Consider the following 14075-nt stretch of genomic DNA (forward strand, 5'->3'; position numbering starts at 1 on the left):
GTCAGACGGTGGTTACGGCGTGGGCGTGGCGTGCGGGGCGCAGGTCACGTCCTTGGTGTCCGTCTTGCCGGTGAGCAGGTAGGTGTCGACCCGGTCGTTGATGCACGGGTTGGTCAGGCCGGTGACACCGTGGGAGCCCGCGTCCTTCTCGGTGATCAGGCGCGAGCCCTTGAAGCGCTGGTGCAGTTCGACGGCGCCCTTGTAGGGAGTGGCCGCGTCACGGGTGGACTGGACGATCAGGACGGCGGGCAGGCCCTTGCCGGTCTTCACGTTCACGGGGGTCTGCTGCTTGGTGGGCCAGGTGGCACACGGCAGGTTCATCCACGCGTTCGCCCACGTCATGAACGGGTAGTCCTTGTGCAGACGCGTGTTGTCGCGGTCCCACTTCTGCCAGCTGGTGGGCCACTTGGCGTCGGCGCACTCGACGGCGGTGTAGACCGCGTTGCCGTTCTCCGACGCGGCGTTGCCCGCGGTGTCCGACATGTCGGGGGCCGCGGCGTCGACGAGCGCCTGGGTGTCGCCGGCGACGTACTTGCTCCACACCTGCGCGACCGGTACCCACGACGAGTCGTAGTACGGGGCGCTCTGGAAGAAGGCGATCAGCTCGGCGGGGCCGACGACGCCGCCGATGGGGTTCTTCTTCGCGGCGGCGCGCAGCTTGACCCACTGGGCCTCGACCTTGGCCTGCGTGTCACCGAGGTGGAAGGAGGCGTCGTTCTTGGCCACCCACGAGGTCCAGTCGTTCCAGCGGCCCTGGAAGGCGACGTCCTGGCCGAGGTTGGCCTCGTACCAGATGTTGTCGCGCGACGGGTCGACGACGCTGTCGACGACCATGCGGCGCACGTGGCCCGGGAAGAGCGTGCCGTAGACGGCGCCCAGGTACGTGCCGTAGGAGACGCCCAGGTAGTTGAGCTTCTTCTCACCGAGGGCGGCGCGGATGACGTCGAGGTCGCGCGCGGTGTTCGGCGTGGTCATCTGCGGCAGCATGTCGCCGCTGCGCTCGGCGCAACCGTCCGCGTACTCCTTGGCGAGCTTGCGCTGGGCGAGCTTGTCGGCCTCGGAGTCGGGGACCGGGTCGGCCTTGGGGGCCTTCACGTACTCCTGCGGGTCGATGCAGGAGATCGGCGCGGAGTGGCCGACGCCGCGCGGGTCGAAGCCGACGAAGTCGTACGCCTTCGAAGTCTTCGTCCAGAGCGGGTTCTTGGTGGTCACGCGCGTCGGGAAGCGCATGCCGGAGCCGCCGGGGCCGCCCGGGTTGTAGACGAGGGCGCCCTGGCGCTCGTCCTTGGTGCCGGTGGAGCCTATGCGGTCGACGGCCAGCTTGATCTGCTTGCCGTACGGCTTCGCATAGTCGAGCGGCACCGTCACCCAGCCGCACTGGATGGGCTTGGCGATGCCCCAGTCGGCGGGGCAGTCCCTCCAGTCGATGCCGGCCTTGGCGGCACGGGCCGCCGCGACGGCCGCACCGCGGGCCTCACGGTCCTGGCCGTTCCGGGAGTCCGCGCTGGCGACCGGCGCCGCCATGGCTCCGGCTATCAGGGTCGCCGCCACGAGGGTTCCGGCGGAGCCGATCACCGCCTTCCGGCTGCTTCGACTGGTAAGTCGAGTCCGTCTCAACTGAGGCCTCCGTACATCGATTCGATCGTTACTTCGATCGGGTTCTCGATCAGTACGGGGATCCTTGCGCCTGCACCGTCCCTGACAACAGAGACTGTTGACGTTCTTTACCAATCCGATAAACGGTATAACTCGTCCCGGTGAGCGGAATGGGCCCGTACGGTCGCTTGGTTCGGACCGGCCGGGCCCTCTGGGCCGTCGCTCAGGCCAGGCGACGCAGGGCGTCGTCGAGCGTTCCGCGCAGCCGCAGCGCATCGGACGCGAGGGCCGTGACCAGGACGGCGGGCCCGGCGAGCGGCATCAGCGCCGCGTTCTCGCCGAGCAGCGCGGGAGGCGGCTTGTCCTTCTCGAACTCGGGCCTTACGACGACGAGTTGCCCGAGCGCGCGGTGTCCCGAGAGGGCGGCGGGGCCGTCCCAGCCGCCGGGTGCGCCGGGGCCGCAGGACAGCTCCTGGTCGAGCAGGGGGCGGCCCCCACGGTGGACGGTGAGGCGGCTGGTGAGCCGGCCGGGGTCCTCGGCGGTGCGGCCCAGCACCTGCTCCTCGCGCAGCACGAGCCGGGCGTCCGGGGCGAGCTCGGCCCGCGTGGTGACCCTCAGGTCGCTTTCGCTCGCGGAGATCAACTGCTCGGGCAGCCAGTGCAGTTCGGCCCCGTCGTCGACCGTGAGCCGGACGTCGTAGCGCGCCTCACCCTTGGCCTGCCCGGGCAGGGCGATCGTCGCGGCGACGGACCCGATGCGCAGGCGGGCACCGGCCGTCGCGTGCGCTTCGACGCTCATGTGGTCGCCGCCGAGCGGTCCGCTCATGGCGCCGACGAGCATGACGCGCGCGTCGGGACCGGTCGAGCGGATGCGGCGCAGGGCCAGCGAGCCCTCTCCGTCGAGGACGGGCAGGCAGGTGCCGCCGCGGCCGTCGTCGCTCGCCGTGATGCGGGCCGTGGAGCGTACGCCTGCCGTCATGCCGTCCACGCGGCGAGCTGTCCGCGCACCCAGCCGGCGACCTCGCCCACACCGTCGGCGGAGCGCAGGGACTGCAGGACGACGGGGAGTTCGGCGCGCTGCGCCTTCGCGTCGGCGGACATCCGGGCGAGGTCGGAGCCGACGTACGGGGCGAGGTCCGTCTTGTTGATGACGAGCAGGTCGGCGGTGGTGACGCCCGGGCCGCCCTTGCGCGGGATGTCGTCGCCGCCGGCGACGTCGATGACGAAGACCTGCGCGTCGACGAGGCCGCGCGAGAACGTGGCCGTGAGGTTGTCGCCGCCGGACTCGACGAGGATCAGGTCGAGCGGCCCGACCTCGTCCTCCAGGTCCTCCACGGCCTCCAGGTTGGCGGAGATGTCGTCGCGGATGGCGGTGTGCGGGCAGGCGCCGGTCTCCACGGCGGTGATCCGCTCGGGCGGCAGCACGGCCTCACGGAGCAGGAACTCGGCGTCCTCACGCGTGTAGATGTCGTTCGTCACGACGGCGAGGGACAGCTCGTCGCGCAGCGCGCGGCAGAGCGCGGCGACGGTGGCGGTCTTGCCCGAGCCGACCGGGCCACCGAGGCCTATGCGCAGGGCACGGCGGGTGCCGTCGGGGCGGCGGGCGTCGGCGCTGACAGCGGCGGGGCCGTCGTGTGAGTGGTCGAGGTGCATGGTGTTACTCCAATCGTTCAGTGGGGAGGGCGGGGCGCTGGGGGTACGTCCGTCGCGTCGCGTGCTACGACGCGAACAGGCGCACGGCCCAGGCAGCGTGGGCCTCGGCCCCCACCTCCAGCAGCGGCGCGGACGCCGCGGGCAGTGCATCCACCCCTTCGGTGACGGCTCGTGCCGCCGCCTCGGCGGCCGCCGTCGCGACGCGGTCGATGTCGTCCGCGAGCCGCGCCAGCCCCGCCGTCGCGTCGAACGGATCAAGGCTGAGCAGCCGGACCGTCGCGGTGGCGGGCCCGCTGACGCTCTCGTAGACGGAGCAGTAGGCGGCGTCGGCGGGTCCGAGGCCCGCGGCCCGCGCGGCGAGGCCGAGGACCACCGGCTGGTGCGCCCCCTTGGGGAACCGCCGGGCGAGCGCGTCGAGTTCGGGATGCGGCCAGGCCGCGCGTGCGGCGCGCATGAGCTGTCGGCCGAGCCTGCGCGCGGCAATGCGCAGGGCGGGCGACGGGGTACGGGCGTCGGCGGCCCCGTCCAGGGTGACCGGGTCGAGGCCGAGCGCGGCGGCGGCCGCCAGGGACGCCGACACCAGTCCCGTGGTGTGCAGACGGCCCCGGCAGAAGTCCTCCAGGCTCGCCGCGCCCGTGATGCGTCCCGCCTTGACGGCGGCCTCCGCCCCGCCGGAGTGGGCATGCCCACCGGCGGGGAAGCGGCCGTCGGCCAGGACGAGTAGTGCGGCTCGTGTCATGACTCTTCTTCTCGGCCCGTCAGAACAGGAAGTACCGCTGGGCTAGCGGCAGTTCGGCGGCGGGCGCGGGCTCGACGAGTTCGCCGTCGATGGTGACGGCGAAGCTGTCGGGGGCGACCTCGACCCGCGGCAGCGCGTCGTTCTGCCGCATGTCCGCCTTCGTGCGTCCGCGCGTCGAGCGGATCGGCACGAACTTCCTGTCCAGACCGAGGCGTTCGGGCAGGCCGTCGTCGAGGGCGGTCTGCGTCACGTAGAAGAAGGAGTTCGAGGCGGGGGCCCTGCCGTGGGCTCCGAACATGGGGCGGGGCAGCACCGGCTGCGGTGTGGGGATGGACGCGTTGGCGTCGCCCATCTGCGCGTACGCGATCTGGCCGCCCTTGATGACGAGCAGCGGCTTGACGCCGAAGAACTGGGGGTCCCAGAGCACCAGGTCGGCGAGCTTGCCGGTCTCGACGGAGCCGATCTCGTGGTCGATGCCCTGCGCGACGGCCGCGTTGATCGTGTATTTGGCGACATAGCGACGGGCGCGCAGGTTGTCGGCGCGGGTGTCGCCGGGCAGTTGGCCGCGGCGGCGCTTCATGACGTGCGCGGTCTGCCAGGTCCGCAGGACGACCTCACCGATGCGGCCCATCGCCTGGGAGTCCGAGGACATGATCGAGATGGCGCCGATGTCGTGGAGGATGTCCTCGGCCGCGATGGTGGTGGGCCGGATCCGGGACTCGGCGAAGGCGAGGTCCTCGGGGACGGCCGGGTTGAGGTGGTGGCAGACCATCAGCATGTCGAGGTGTTCCTCGACGGTGTTGACGGTGTGCGGACGCGTCGGGTTGGTCGAGCTCGGCAGCATGTTGGGCAGCGAGACGGCCGTGATCATGTCGGGTGCGTGTCCGCCGCCCGCGCCCTCGACGTGGAAGGCGTGCAGGGTGCGCCCTGCCACGGCGTCGAAGGTGGCGTCGACGAAGCCCGCCTCGTTCAGGGTGTCCGTGTGGACGGCGAGCTGCGCGCCGGTGTCCTCACAGACGTTCAGGCAGGCGTCGATGACGGCGGGGGTCGCGCCCCAGTCCTCGTGGATCTTGAAGCTGACGGCGCCCGCGCGCAGTTGGGCGTACATGGACTCGGCGGACGTGGTGTTGCCCTTGCCGAGGAAGCCGATGTTGACCGGGCTCGACTCCATCGCCTCGAACATGCGGGCAAGGTGCCACGAACCAGGGGTGATCGTGGTCGCCTTGGAGCCCTCCGCCGGGCCGGTGCCGCCGCCGATCAGCGTGGTGACACCGGAGGCGAGCGCCTCGTCGACGATGGTCGGCGAGATGAAGTGGATGTGGGTGTCGATGGCGCCGGCGGTGACGATCTTGCCGTTGCCCGAGAGGATCTCGGTCTCGGGGCCGATGACGAGGTCGGGGTGGACGCCGTCCATGGTGTCCGGGTTGCCGGACTTGCCGATCGCGGTGATCCGGCCGTCGCGTATGCCGATGTCGGCCTTGACGATGCCCCAGTGGTCGACGATCACGGCGCCGGTGATGACGGTGTCGGGGGCGCCGTCTGCGCGCGTGGCGCGTGACTGCCCCATGGACTCGCGGATCACTTTGCCGCCGCCGAACACGGACTCGTCACCGGAGAGTCCGGGGCCGCCGGAGCGGTCCTCCTCGATCTCGATCAGCAGGTCGGTGTCCGCGAGGCGGATGCGGTCGCCGGTGGTGGGGCCGAACAGGTCGGCGTAGGCGGCGCGGGAGAGTTCAGCCATCGAGGGCACCTCCGGTCTGGCCCCGCAGGCCGGGCACGATGCGCCGGCCGGCCAGAGGCACGAGTTCGATGTCGACAGGGATTCCGGGCTCGAAGCGCACGGCGGTCCCTGCGGCGACGTTGAGTCGCAGACCGTGCGCTGCGGCACGGTCGAACTCCAGACCGGGATTGGCCTCGGCGAAGTGATAGTGGGAGCCGACCTGGACGGGCCGGTCGGCGGCGTTGAGCACGGTCAGGCGGGTGACCTCGCGGCCCTCGTTGAACACGACGGGCTCGTCCGCGAACAGGATCTCTCCGGGAATCATGAAACTGCTCCCCCGTCAGACGATCGGGTCGTGGACGGTGACGAGCTTGGTGCCGTCGGGAAAGGTCGCCTCGACCTGGACGTCGTGAATCATCTCGGGGATGCCGTCCATCACGTCGTCGCGCGTGAGCACCTTGCGACCGGACGACATGAGTTCGGCTACGGTCCGGCCGTCACGGGCACCTTCGAGGATGTGCGACGTGACGAGAGCGATCGCCTCGGGATGATTCAGTTTCAGACCCCGGGCCCGACGCTTCTCGGCCACGTCGGCGGCCACATGAATGAGCAGTCTTTCCTGCTCGTGCGGGGTCAGTTGCACAGCTCACCTCACAGTCCTTCACTCCGGACCGTGCGGGGTCCGGTTGCCGCGGCCACCGCGGCGGATATAGATGTAACATACAAGAAATGCACACGATCTTGCGCATCCCGGTTACACAAACCGCTGGTGACGTGCAGCGCAGGCTAATTGGGGGGAGTTTCAATGAGGTTAACCACCCCTTGACCCGCTCATGACTGCCAGGTGGTTTCACCCATACTCATCAGGGCCCGCAGGCCGTTCTGCAAAGTTTTGACCGGGACCTGGACTTCGCCGAACAGGGCCTGCTGCGCGGCGAATCCCTGCGCCGTGGCGATCATGATCCGGGCGACGTCGTCGGCGGGGATGTCGGCCCGCATCATCCCCGCGGCCTGATACCCCTCGACGATCTTCACCCAGGCCGCGCGCACTCCGTCGTAGCCCTCGCGCATCACCCGGGAGAGCTCGTCGTTGCGCAGGGTCTCCGTCCACGCCTGGACCATCAGCCGCGGGAAGACGGACACACCCTCGTGCGTGAGCCCCGGCCGCATCCCGAGGATCTCGCCCAGGACCCTCCCCACCAGGACGTCCGGCGGCGGAGGCGGGCTCTCGGCGCCGGCCGACTCGAAGACACCCCGTATGTCGTCGAGCGCCTCGTTGACGATGGCCCCGATCAGCTCCTCCTTGCCACTGAAGTAGCGGTACACCGCCCCCGCGGAGAGGTTGACCGACTTCAGCACGTCCTGCATGGACGTGGCGTGGAAGCCGTTGAGCGCAAAGCAGAGGGTCGCTCCGTCGAGGATCTGCCGACGACGGGCGTCCAGGTGTTCCTGGGATACACGGGCCATGGTCACAACGTAAAACGAACATTCCTTCTTGAAAAGAAAACGCCGCACCGGGACAGTGGGCGATCGGCAAAACGAACGATCCTTCTCTATAGCGATCCTTCCCGCCCTTCCCTGTAACGAGATGTTCACGGCGGCCCCCGCCCCTCAAAGCTCTCGCCCCCTTGAAGCTCCCGCTCCTCCCGGAGGAAGTCATGTCCAGCCCGTCCGCCACCCCGGCCCCGCCGTCTCCGGCGCGCAGGATGGCCGCGGTCGCTCTGCTCGTCCCCGTGCTCGTCGCCCTCGCTCTGTGGGCGTTCGCCTGGCCCGGCGCCAGAACCGCCCCCCGCGACCTGCCGCTCGGCGTCGCGGGACCGGCGGCCGCGGCAGCACCCGTCGAGCAGCAACTGCGTTCCCACAAAGGCGCGTTCGAGATTCACCGGTACGCCGACGAAGCGGCGGCGCGTGCGGCGATCGAGGACCGGGCCGTCTACGGAGCGGTGGTTGCGACGGCCCAGGGCCCGAAGCTCCTCACCGCGACGGCGGCGAGCCCCGTCGTGGCGCAGCTGCTCCAGCAGGCGGTGAGCGCCGGGGCCCCCAAGGGCACGCAGGTGCCGACGGTCGACGTGGTTGCCGCGCCGGCCGGGGATCCGCGTGGGGCGGTGCTGAGTTCGAGCGTGCTGCCGCTGGCGATCGCGGGTGTGGCCGGCGGTTCGGCAGTGACGCTGTTCGGCCTGCGCGGGTGGCGCGCGGCGGGTGCGCTCGTCGTGGCGGCGGCGCTCGTCGGCGTCGTGGCAGCGGCGCTCACGCACACCTGGCTCGGGGTGCTTACGGGCAACTGGTGGGACGAAGCAGGGGTGTTGGGCCTCTCGGCGCTGGCCGTGGGCGGCACCGTGGCCGGGCTCGCCGCGTTGATCGGCCCGGCGGGGATAGGGGTGGGCGCGCTCCTGATGGTACTGCTCGGAAACCCGTTCTCCGGGGTGTCGTCGGCGCCGCAGCTGCTGCCCGAACCGGTCGGCCGCATCGGGCAGTTCCTGCCGCCGGGCGCGGGTGGCACGCTGTTGCGCTCGGTGTCCTACTTCGACGGGGCGCGGGCCATGACGCCCGCGATCACGCTGGCGGCCTGGGCAGGGCTCGGGCTCGTCTGCGTACTGCTCGGCGGACTGCGCAGGAAGCGGGGCGCCGGCGAAGGGGCCGGGGAGCCCGCGGCCCGGGAGGCGGTGGCGGTGGCGGTCGGCTGACGCCGACGGCCCTCATGACAGCCGTGCGCCCCCGCTGTAGCGGACGGGGGCGCACGGCCTTCCCTCTCCCGCTGTAGCGGACGGGGGCGCACAGCCTTCCCCCTGCCAGGGCCGGGCATCCAAGTCGCTTGATCCAGTCCCTCCTTGAGGACGGCCGGACCCACCCGACCCGACAGAGCCGCCCGACCTGCCGACTTACCGGACCTGCCCACTTGCCGGACCTGCCGTCTTACCTGCCCCGCAGACTTACCGAACCGGCAGACTTACCGGACCCGCCGACTCACACCGAACCCGCTCGACCTACCTGGCTCATCCGGCCTGTCCGGCCTACCTACCTGACCTCAGGCCCCCGGTGCTCCGCGGCGATGCCGAAGCGGTGGCGGTCGTGGCCGGTGGCCGAGGTCGAGGTCGAGCCGACGCTGGAGACGGAATTGATGACCTGCTCGTCCTTCGGCTCGCCCAGGGCCTCGAGGCGCTCGAGATCGGCGGCGGAGACCAGCGCGACGAGCGGCTTACCGTGCCGGGTCACGACGACGCGCTCGCCCCCGTAGACGACGCGGTTGATCAGATCGGCGAGCTCAGCGCGGGCTTGCGTCACCGGAATCTCGTAGGCCATGTCGTCCAGCTTAGACCGGGCCCGCGGCACGGACACGGTGTGTGACCGCCGGGCAACCCGCAGGTGGGACCTCGGGCTCAGCGGGACGGTTCGAGGGCGCCACCGTTGTCAGTGGCCGCGCGTAGCGTCGACGTGTCAACTGTTCGTGCTGCATGGCTGCTTGCGCGGATCCGACGGTGCCCCGCCCGGAACAGCGCCCGCGGCGGGGCCCATCCGCCTAGGCTCCGCGCATGGAACAGAGCGAGATCATCTTGCGCGCAATCGGCGTCCTGACCGAGACCCAGGAAATGGTGCGCAGGCTCAGCAAGGATGCCGAGCCCGACATCGACACCGAGGACGCCCAGCTCGGGCGTCTGGTGACAGAGGTGTTCCCCTCCATCGAGATCCCGGCGGAATCGAGCGTGGAGGAGGCGGCGGAAGCGACCATCGCGGCGCTGATGCCGGTGACGATCTCCCTGGTGGGCGCGTTCGCGTTCCTCTTCTCCGAGCTCGCCGAGGTGCATGACTCGGGCCGGTCCGACATCAAGTCCGCGGACCTCCTGCAACATCTCGCGCTGCGCCTGTCCCGGACGGACGACGGCGACCGGTAGCCACGACACAGGAGTACGGAGCAGGGGGCCGGCCACGCGCATCGAGCGCGGGCCGGCCCCCTTTCTCGCGCCTCGCACGCCTCCGACCTTTTCCACTCTCCGTACGTCCTGTACATTTTTTACAGAAGCAGCGACCGAGTAGCGACCGAGTGTCGCGCTCAAGGAGGCACGCGTCATGACCCGACCTTCCGCCCGCTACGTCCTGCCCGAGTTCACCGAGCGCACCTCGGCCGGGCACCGCACGTTCGATCCGTACTCCAAGCTCCTGGAGGAGCGCATCGTGTTCCTGGGGACGCCGATCGACGACACCTCCGCGAACGACGTGATGGCGCAGTTCATGCACCTCGAGTACGCCGCGCCGGACCGGGACATCGCGCTGTACATCAACTCCCCCGGCGGCTCGTTCAGCGCGATGACGGCGATCTACGACACGATCCAGTTCGTCAGCTGCGAGGTCGAAACCGTGTGTCTCGGGCAGGCCGCCTCCGCCGCTGCCGTACTCCTGGCCGCCGGGACGCCGGGGAAGCGGGCCATGCTGCCCGGCGCGCGCGTGGTGATCCATCAGCCCGGCTTGCCCGAACCCGCACAGGGCCAGCCGACCGACCTGGAGATCGAGGCCCGTGAACTGGTGCGCATGCGGGCCCAGCTGGAGGAACTGCTCGCGCGGCACACCGGGCGGAGCCGCGAGCGCATCGGCGCCGACATCGAGCGGGACACGATCCTTCGGGCCCAGGACGCCGTGGAGTACGGGCTCGTGGACCGGGTCATCGAGAACCGCAAGACGTCCGGTTCGGCCCCCGGCGCCCGGTGAACCGGCGATGCTGCCGCCCGAGCTGCCCCCACTGCCCGCACTGACCCGCGCCGAGTGCGAGCTCCTCGACCGCTACCTGGAGGTCGTCGACCTGCTCGGCAGGATCAACCCGGCCAGGAGCGACCACACGTACGGCGGACTACGGGCCGCGCAAGCGCTCGTCAGCAAGGCGACGGCGCTCAGGGACGCCCTGACGCTCATGCATCAGCGGGGCGAGAGCGAGGTCCACACGACGACGCTGGCTCAGGCTTTGCGGGTCCTGGACGGAGAAAGAAGGACACAACGGGTCACTCTGCCACCGGAGCCGGTCAATTGACGGCGCATCCGAGACCGAAGCGATCGACTCGAACCGTCCGGAGCCGGGCTGAAACGGACCAGAAGAGGTACCCACATACGGAGTAGCCGGTACTCGCACATGCGAACCGGAAAAGTTGCGCGGAACGTGTACGCGGAGTGCGGAATTTCGCCTTCCGCTGCTGGTGCGGGCGTCGTTGGGACCCCCGCGCCGGGGGCGAAAGGTGCGCTGTCCACCCGAACAGATCATTCGTGAGGACACTCACACACGGCCGATTCCGCGCTGCGGTCGCGCCGTTCGTGCGTGAAGATCCCTTCCGACGACAAGCCCCCGCCGCCGCGGCGGGGCGGTCCGTGCGGACGCCGAGTCCTGCCGCCGTACGGATGCCAGGTCGACAGAAGTGGATCGGCAGGAGTGGAGGACCCGAGCATGACGGGCCGCCGGAGCTGTTTTCCGGGCCGGCCCTTGGGGTGAAGCCGCACTTCGCGGCCGGGCAACTTCGCCAGCCCGAATCCGACAGGTCATCCTTCACAGGCGGCTGACGAAGGGTTGCGCATGACTGCGCTCAATCGTGTCCCGTCGCTGCTCACCAGGGCCGGCACCGCCTCGGCCCTCACGCTCGCCGTAACGGGTGGCAGCCTGCTGGTCCCCGGAGCCGCGCCCCAAGCGGAAGCCGCGCCACCGGCGACGAAGGCCCTCCAGATCGCGGCCTCCAAGAAGGGAAGCCCCTACCAATGGGGGGCCTCAGGACCGCACAGGTTCGACTGTTCGGGCCTGACGCGCTACTCGTTCAAGCGTGTGGGCAAGAAGCTGCCCCGCACCGCCGCCCAGCAGTACAACAAGACCCGCCATGTCTCCGCGTCCCATCGCCAACGCGGTGACCTGGTCTTCTTCCACGCGGGCCGCGGCATCTACCACGTCGGCATCTACGCCGGGAAGGGAAAGATCTGGCACTCGCCGAAGACCGGTGCCGTGGTGCGACTGGAGCGGATCTGGACGAAGAGCGTCTGGTACGGGCGCGTGCGGTAGGTCGTGTCCGCGAAGACCCTTCGCGTCGCCTGACGGGTCCCCAGGGGGCCTGGGGACCCGTCAGGCTTCGGAGGGGCACGCGCCCGCCCCGTCCGCCTTGGAACCGCGCGATGGGGTACTCGTGGTCGTATGGACGAGGACCGACCCGCAGGCGGTGAGGACGACCGACGCGCCACGGGCCCGCCCGGCGGAGCTCAGGACCGGCATCAGGACCGGCATCAGGACCGGCATCAGGACCGGCACGAGACGCGGCTGGAGCGTGCTGACCGGAACTTCGGCGAGCTGCTCCAGGAGCTGCGAGTCACCCAGACGGGCGTGCAGATCCTCTTCGCGTTCCTGCTGACGCTCGCGTTCACTCCGAGGTTCCCGTCGCTCGACGGCGTGCAGCGCGCGACCTACATCGCGACCCTGCTGCTCGCGGTGCTCGCCGCCGCGCTGTTCACGGCGCCCGCGGCGCTGCACCGCGCGCTGTTCCGGCGGGGTGCCAAGCCGGAGATCGTGCAGATGTCCTCGCGGCTCGCCTCGGCCGGCCTGGGCGTTCTGATGCTCGCCCTGGCCGGGTCCGTGCTGCTCGTCGTGGACGTCACCGCGGGGCGCGCGGCGGGCATCGCGGCGGGGGCGTGCACGTTCGCGGTCTGTGCGGGCCTGTGGGGCGTGCTGCCGCGTCTGGTGCGGCGCTCACTCACGCGGGCACAGGAAGGGACGGACACCCCGTCCCCGTAGCCGCCTCGTGCCTGCTGCCCGTCACGCCTGCGGGACGGGGACCGTCCACGGCAGGGCGATCCATACGGTCTTGCCGCCTTCGGGGGTGGGCCGGACCGACAGGCTTCCGCCGCACTCCGCGGTCAGACAGCGGATGATCACCATGCCGCGCCCGTTGTCCTGCTGGACGGCGGCCGGCAGCCGCTTCGGGTAGCGCGGGTGGCTGTCCGTGACACCGATGCGCAGTTGTTCGTCGCGCGCCAGATGCACGTCGACGGTGAAGACCGGTGACTGCCCGCGGGTGTGCATCACCGCGTTCGTGGCGAGTTCGGAGACGATGAGCCGGACGGTGTCGGCTGTTTCCGCGTCGCGCGGCATGCCCCATTCGGCGAGTACGTCACCGACATATGTGCGGGCCGAGGAGACCGAGGCGGGATCGCTCGGCAGAGTGACGGATGCTTCCTGGTGATCTGCCATGGCGACGTCGTCCCTTTTTTCGCCGGGGCCTGAATCCGACACATGGCGGATGACTCGAGGCGCCCCCCGGACTGGTGCTTCGCGCCAGAGTGCCACTCCCGCTCGACCCATGGAGCCGATCCCCCGAGATATGCATATATCTGTCGCTCGAAGCGGTGAACTCTGCGTCGGTGGGCCGCATTTGGGCGTACGCCGCCTGCTTCCTCTACCGTCGGCTCAGAACAACGATCCGGCGGGCCGGAAGGAGCCGGGCCGCAGGTCCGAGGAGACGGAATGAAACACGGTCCGGCGGTGCGCCGCCGCAGGCTCGGCGCGGAGCTGCGCGCGCTGCGTGCCCGCGCGCAGCTCACCAGTGGTGAGACGGCCCGGCTCGTCGGCTGGCACCAGTCGAAGGTGAGCCGTATCGAGACCGGGCGCAGCGGCGTGAAGGCGTCGGACGTACGCCTCCTGCTCGACGCGTTCGAGGTTTCGGACCCCGGCATACGGGATCTGCTGGTCGCGCTGGCCGGGTCGGGGGACGACGGCGGCCAGCACTGGTGGCACGCCTACCGGGGTCTTCTGCCGCCCGCCTACCGGGACTTCATCAGCCTGGAGTCGCAGGCGTGCCGGGTCAGGACGGTCGAGACGTCCGTCGTGCCGGGACTCCTCCAGACGCCCGACTACGCGCGTGCGGTGACCAGGGCCGCGCTCGACGGGCTGCCGGACGGGCAGGTCGACGCCCTGGTCGAGGTGCGGATCGCCCGGCAGGACGTGCTGCGTTCGGCGTCGCCGCTGCGGCTCAGCGCGGTGCTCGACGAGGCGGTGCTGCGGCGGCCGGTGGGCGGTCCCGAGGTGATGGCGGAGCAGCTGCGTCATCTCACCGCCGTGGCAAGGCTTCCCCATGTGCGGCTACAGGTTTTGCCGTTCGCCGCGGGAGAGCATGTCGGACTCACCGGCCCTTTCGTTGTGTTCTCCTTTCCGAACACTTCTGATCTCGACGTAGTAGTTCTCGACCATTTGACGAGTAGCCTCTACCTCGAGCGGAAAGAAGACCTCAAGGCGTACACGGACGCCTTCGACACCCTTCGGATCCACGCCCTTTCGCCCGGGGACTCACTGGATTTCATCGCCGGGATCGCCGGAGCACACCGCCCTGAGGTCAGTGAACGCACGTAAGGAGGCAC

17 protein-coding genes and 1 riboswitch are annotated in these 14075 nt (G+C 70.2%); of the genes, 7 read left to right on the top strand and 10 right to left on the bottom strand.

Annotation, left to right across the window (positions count from 1 at the left end):
• Nucleotides 1-12 precede the first annotated feature (12 nt).
• The 8 genes from AC07EJ_RS12435 to AC07EJ_RS12470 all read right to left on the bottom strand — a co-directional run bounded on the left by AC07EJ_RS12435 (nucleotide 13) and on the right by AC07EJ_RS12470 (nucleotide 7175).
• Nucleotides 13-1524, bottom strand: a complete 1512-nt coding sequence (locus AC07EJ_RS12435; RefSeq protein WP_389476957.1) for an alpha/beta hydrolase — start codon at nucleotides 1522-1524, stop codon at nucleotides 13-15.
• A 295-nt stretch (nucleotides 1525-1819) separates the two neighbouring features.
• Entirely contained in the window at nucleotides 1820-2575 is a 756-nt protein-coding gene (locus tag AC07EJ_RS12440; protein WP_478884181.1) for an urease accessory protein UreD, read from the bottom strand.
• Nucleotides 2572-3249 (bottom strand): urease accessory protein UreG, encoded by a 678-nt coding sequence (ureG, locus tag AC07EJ_RS12445; protein WP_389476804.1) that lies wholly within the window; start codon nucleotides 3247-3249, stop codon nucleotides 2572-2574. Before ureG ends, AC07EJ_RS12440 begins: the two co-directional genes overlap by 4 nt.
• 64 nt (nucleotides 3250-3313) lie before the next feature.
• Nucleotides 3314-3988, bottom strand: a complete 675-nt coding sequence (locus tag AC07EJ_RS12450) for an urease accessory protein UreF (RefSeq protein ID WP_389476806.1) — start codon at nucleotides 3986-3988, stop codon at nucleotides 3314-3316.
• Between the two features lie 19 nt (nucleotides 3989-4007).
• Nucleotides 4008-5729, bottom strand: coding sequence for an urease subunit alpha (locus AC07EJ_RS12455; RefSeq protein ID WP_389476808.1), 1722 nt, complete (start codon nucleotides 5727-5729; stop codon nucleotides 4008-4010).
• Nucleotides 5722-6033, bottom strand: a complete 312-nt coding sequence (locus AC07EJ_RS12460; RefSeq protein WP_389476810.1) for an urease subunit beta — start codon at nucleotides 6031-6033, stop codon at nucleotides 5722-5724. Before AC07EJ_RS12460 ends, AC07EJ_RS12455 begins: the two co-directional genes overlap by 8 nt.
• A gap of 15 nt (nucleotides 6034-6048) precedes the next feature.
• Nucleotides 6049-6351, bottom strand: a complete 303-nt coding sequence (locus AC07EJ_RS12465) for an urease subunit gamma (RefSeq protein ID WP_389476812.1) — start codon at nucleotides 6349-6351, stop codon at nucleotides 6049-6051.
• 188 nt (nucleotides 6352-6539) lie between these two features.
• The gene (locus AC07EJ_RS12470) at nucleotides 6540-7175 is read right to left on the bottom strand and encodes a TetR/AcrR family transcriptional regulator (protein WP_389476814.1); all 636 of its coding nucleotides are present in this window, start codon (nucleotides 7173-7175) and stop codon (nucleotides 6540-6542) included.
• Nucleotides 7176-7366: 191 nt separating this feature from the next.
• Here AC07EJ_RS12470 and AC07EJ_RS12475 point away from each other — a divergent pair, with 191 nt between their 5' ends.
• Complete coding sequence (locus AC07EJ_RS12475; RefSeq protein WP_389476816.1) at nucleotides 7367-8392, top strand: ABC transporter permease; 1026 nt, start codon at nucleotides 7367-7369, stop codon at nucleotides 8390-8392.
• Between the two features lie 331 nt (nucleotides 8393-8723).
• Here the strand turns inward: AC07EJ_RS12475 and AC07EJ_RS12480 are convergent, their stop codons facing one another.
• On the bottom strand, nucleotides 8724-9008 hold the full coding sequence (locus AC07EJ_RS12480) for a type II toxin-antitoxin system Phd/YefM family antitoxin (RefSeq protein WP_389476818.1): 285 nt from the start codon (nucleotides 9006-9008) through the stop codon (nucleotides 8724-8726).
• 230 nt (nucleotides 9009-9238) lie between these two features.
• Here AC07EJ_RS12480 and AC07EJ_RS12485 point away from each other — a divergent pair, with 230 nt between their 5' ends.
• From AC07EJ_RS12485 to AC07EJ_RS12505, 5 genes are all read left to right on the top strand, one after another.
• Nucleotides 9239-9598 (top strand): hypothetical protein, encoded by a 360-nt coding sequence (locus AC07EJ_RS12485; RefSeq protein ID WP_389476820.1) that lies wholly within the window; start codon nucleotides 9239-9241, stop codon nucleotides 9596-9598.
• A gap of 175 nt (nucleotides 9599-9773) precedes the next feature.
• Nucleotides 9774-10409, top strand: coding sequence for an ATP-dependent Clp protease proteolytic subunit (locus AC07EJ_RS12490; protein ID WP_393584402.1), 636 nt, complete (start codon nucleotides 9774-9776; stop codon nucleotides 10407-10409).
• Nucleotides 10410-10416: 7 nt separating this feature from the next.
• Nucleotides 10417-10725 (top strand): hypothetical protein, encoded by a 309-nt coding sequence (locus tag AC07EJ_RS12495; RefSeq protein WP_389476824.1) that lies wholly within the window; start codon nucleotides 10417-10419, stop codon nucleotides 10723-10725.
• A 353-nt stretch (nucleotides 10726-11078) separates the two neighbouring features.
• Nucleotides 11079-11256: riboswitch (cyclic di-AMP (ydaO/yuaA leader) on the top strand.
• Nucleotides 11257-11259: 3 nt separating this feature from the next.
• Nucleotides 11260-11733 carry a C40 family peptidase gene (locus AC07EJ_RS12500; protein ID WP_389476826.1) on the top strand — a complete coding sequence of 158 codons (474 nt, stop codon included), beginning with the start codon at nucleotides 11260-11262 and terminating at the stop codon, nucleotides 11731-11733.
• A 129-nt stretch (nucleotides 11734-11862) separates the two neighbouring features.
• Nucleotides 11863-12456 (top strand): DUF6328 family protein, encoded by a 594-nt coding sequence (locus AC07EJ_RS12505; protein ID WP_478884182.1) that lies wholly within the window; start codon nucleotides 11863-11865, stop codon nucleotides 12454-12456.
• A 21-nt stretch (nucleotides 12457-12477) separates the two neighbouring features.
• Here AC07EJ_RS12505 and AC07EJ_RS12510 read toward each other — a convergent pair whose 3' ends face one another.
• Nucleotides 12478-12912, bottom strand: a complete 435-nt coding sequence (locus tag AC07EJ_RS12510; protein ID WP_389476830.1) for an ATP-binding protein — start codon at nucleotides 12910-12912, stop codon at nucleotides 12478-12480.
• Between the two features lie 273 nt (nucleotides 12913-13185).
• On the opposite strand from AC07EJ_RS12510, the gene AC07EJ_RS12515 reads away from it, so the two are divergent.
• Nucleotides 13186-14067: a helix-turn-helix domain-containing protein gene (locus tag AC07EJ_RS12515; RefSeq protein WP_389476832.1), complete on the top strand. Its 882-nt coding sequence runs from the start codon at nucleotides 13186-13188 to the stop codon at nucleotides 14065-14067.
• Nucleotides 14068-14075: the final 8 nt, after the last annotated feature.

It is taken from the genome of Streptomyces sp. NPDC045026 (genome assembly GCF_056432625.1).

Coding starts and splice junctions, on each gene's coding strand:
- AC07EJ_RS12435 (WP_389476957.1), bottom strand. CDS start 1,524: ATGGCGGCGCCGGTCGCCAGCGCGGACTCCCGGAACGGCCAGGACCGT.
- AC07EJ_RS12440 (WP_478884181.1), bottom strand. CDS start 2,575: ATGACGGCAGGCGTACGCTCCACGGCCCGCATCACGGCGAGCGACGAC.
- ureG (WP_389476804.1), bottom strand. CDS start 3,249: ATGCACCTCGACCACTCACACGACGGCCCCGCCGCTGTCAGCGCCGAC.
- AC07EJ_RS12450 (WP_389476806.1), bottom strand. CDS start 3,988: ATGACACGAGCCGCACTACTCGTCCTGGCCGACGGCCGCTTCCCCGCC.
- AC07EJ_RS12455 (WP_389476808.1), bottom strand. CDS start 5,729: ATGGCTGAACTCTCCCGCGCCGCCTACGCCGACCTGTTCGGCCCCACC.
- AC07EJ_RS12460 (WP_389476810.1), bottom strand. CDS start 6,033: ATGATTCCCGGAGAGATCCTGTTCGCGGACGAGCCCGTCGTGTTCAAC.
- AC07EJ_RS12470 (WP_389476814.1), bottom strand. CDS start 7,175: ATGGCCCGTGTATCCCAGGAACACCTGGACGCCCGTCGTCGGCAGATC.
- AC07EJ_RS12475 (WP_389476816.1), top strand. CDS start 7,367: ATGTCCAGCCCGTCCGCCACCCCGGCCCCGCCGTCTCCGGCGCGCAGG.
- AC07EJ_RS12480 (WP_389476818.1), bottom strand. CDS start 9,008: ATGGCCTACGAGATTCCGGTGACGCAAGCCCGCGCTGAGCTCGCCGAT.
- AC07EJ_RS12485 (WP_389476820.1), top strand. CDS start 9,239: ATGGAACAGAGCGAGATCATCTTGCGCGCAATCGGCGTCCTGACCGAG.
- AC07EJ_RS12490 (WP_393584402.1), top strand. CDS start 9,774: ATGACCCGACCTTCCGCCCGCTACGTCCTGCCCGAGTTCACCGAGCGC.
- AC07EJ_RS12495 (WP_389476824.1), top strand. CDS start 10,417: ATGCTGCCGCCCGAGCTGCCCCCACTGCCCGCACTGACCCGCGCCGAG.
- AC07EJ_RS12500 (WP_389476826.1), top strand. CDS start 11,260: ATGACTGCGCTCAATCGTGTCCCGTCGCTGCTCACCAGGGCCGGCACC.
- AC07EJ_RS12505 (WP_478884182.1), top strand. CDS start 11,863: ATGGACGAGGACCGACCCGCAGGCGGTGAGGACGACCGACGCGCCACG.
- AC07EJ_RS12510 (WP_389476830.1), bottom strand. CDS start 12,912: ATGGCAGATCACCAGGAAGCATCCGTCACTCTGCCGAGCGATCCCGCC.
- AC07EJ_RS12515 (WP_389476832.1), top strand. CDS start 13,186: ATGAAACACGGTCCGGCGGTGCGCCGCCGCAGGCTCGGCGCGGAGCTG.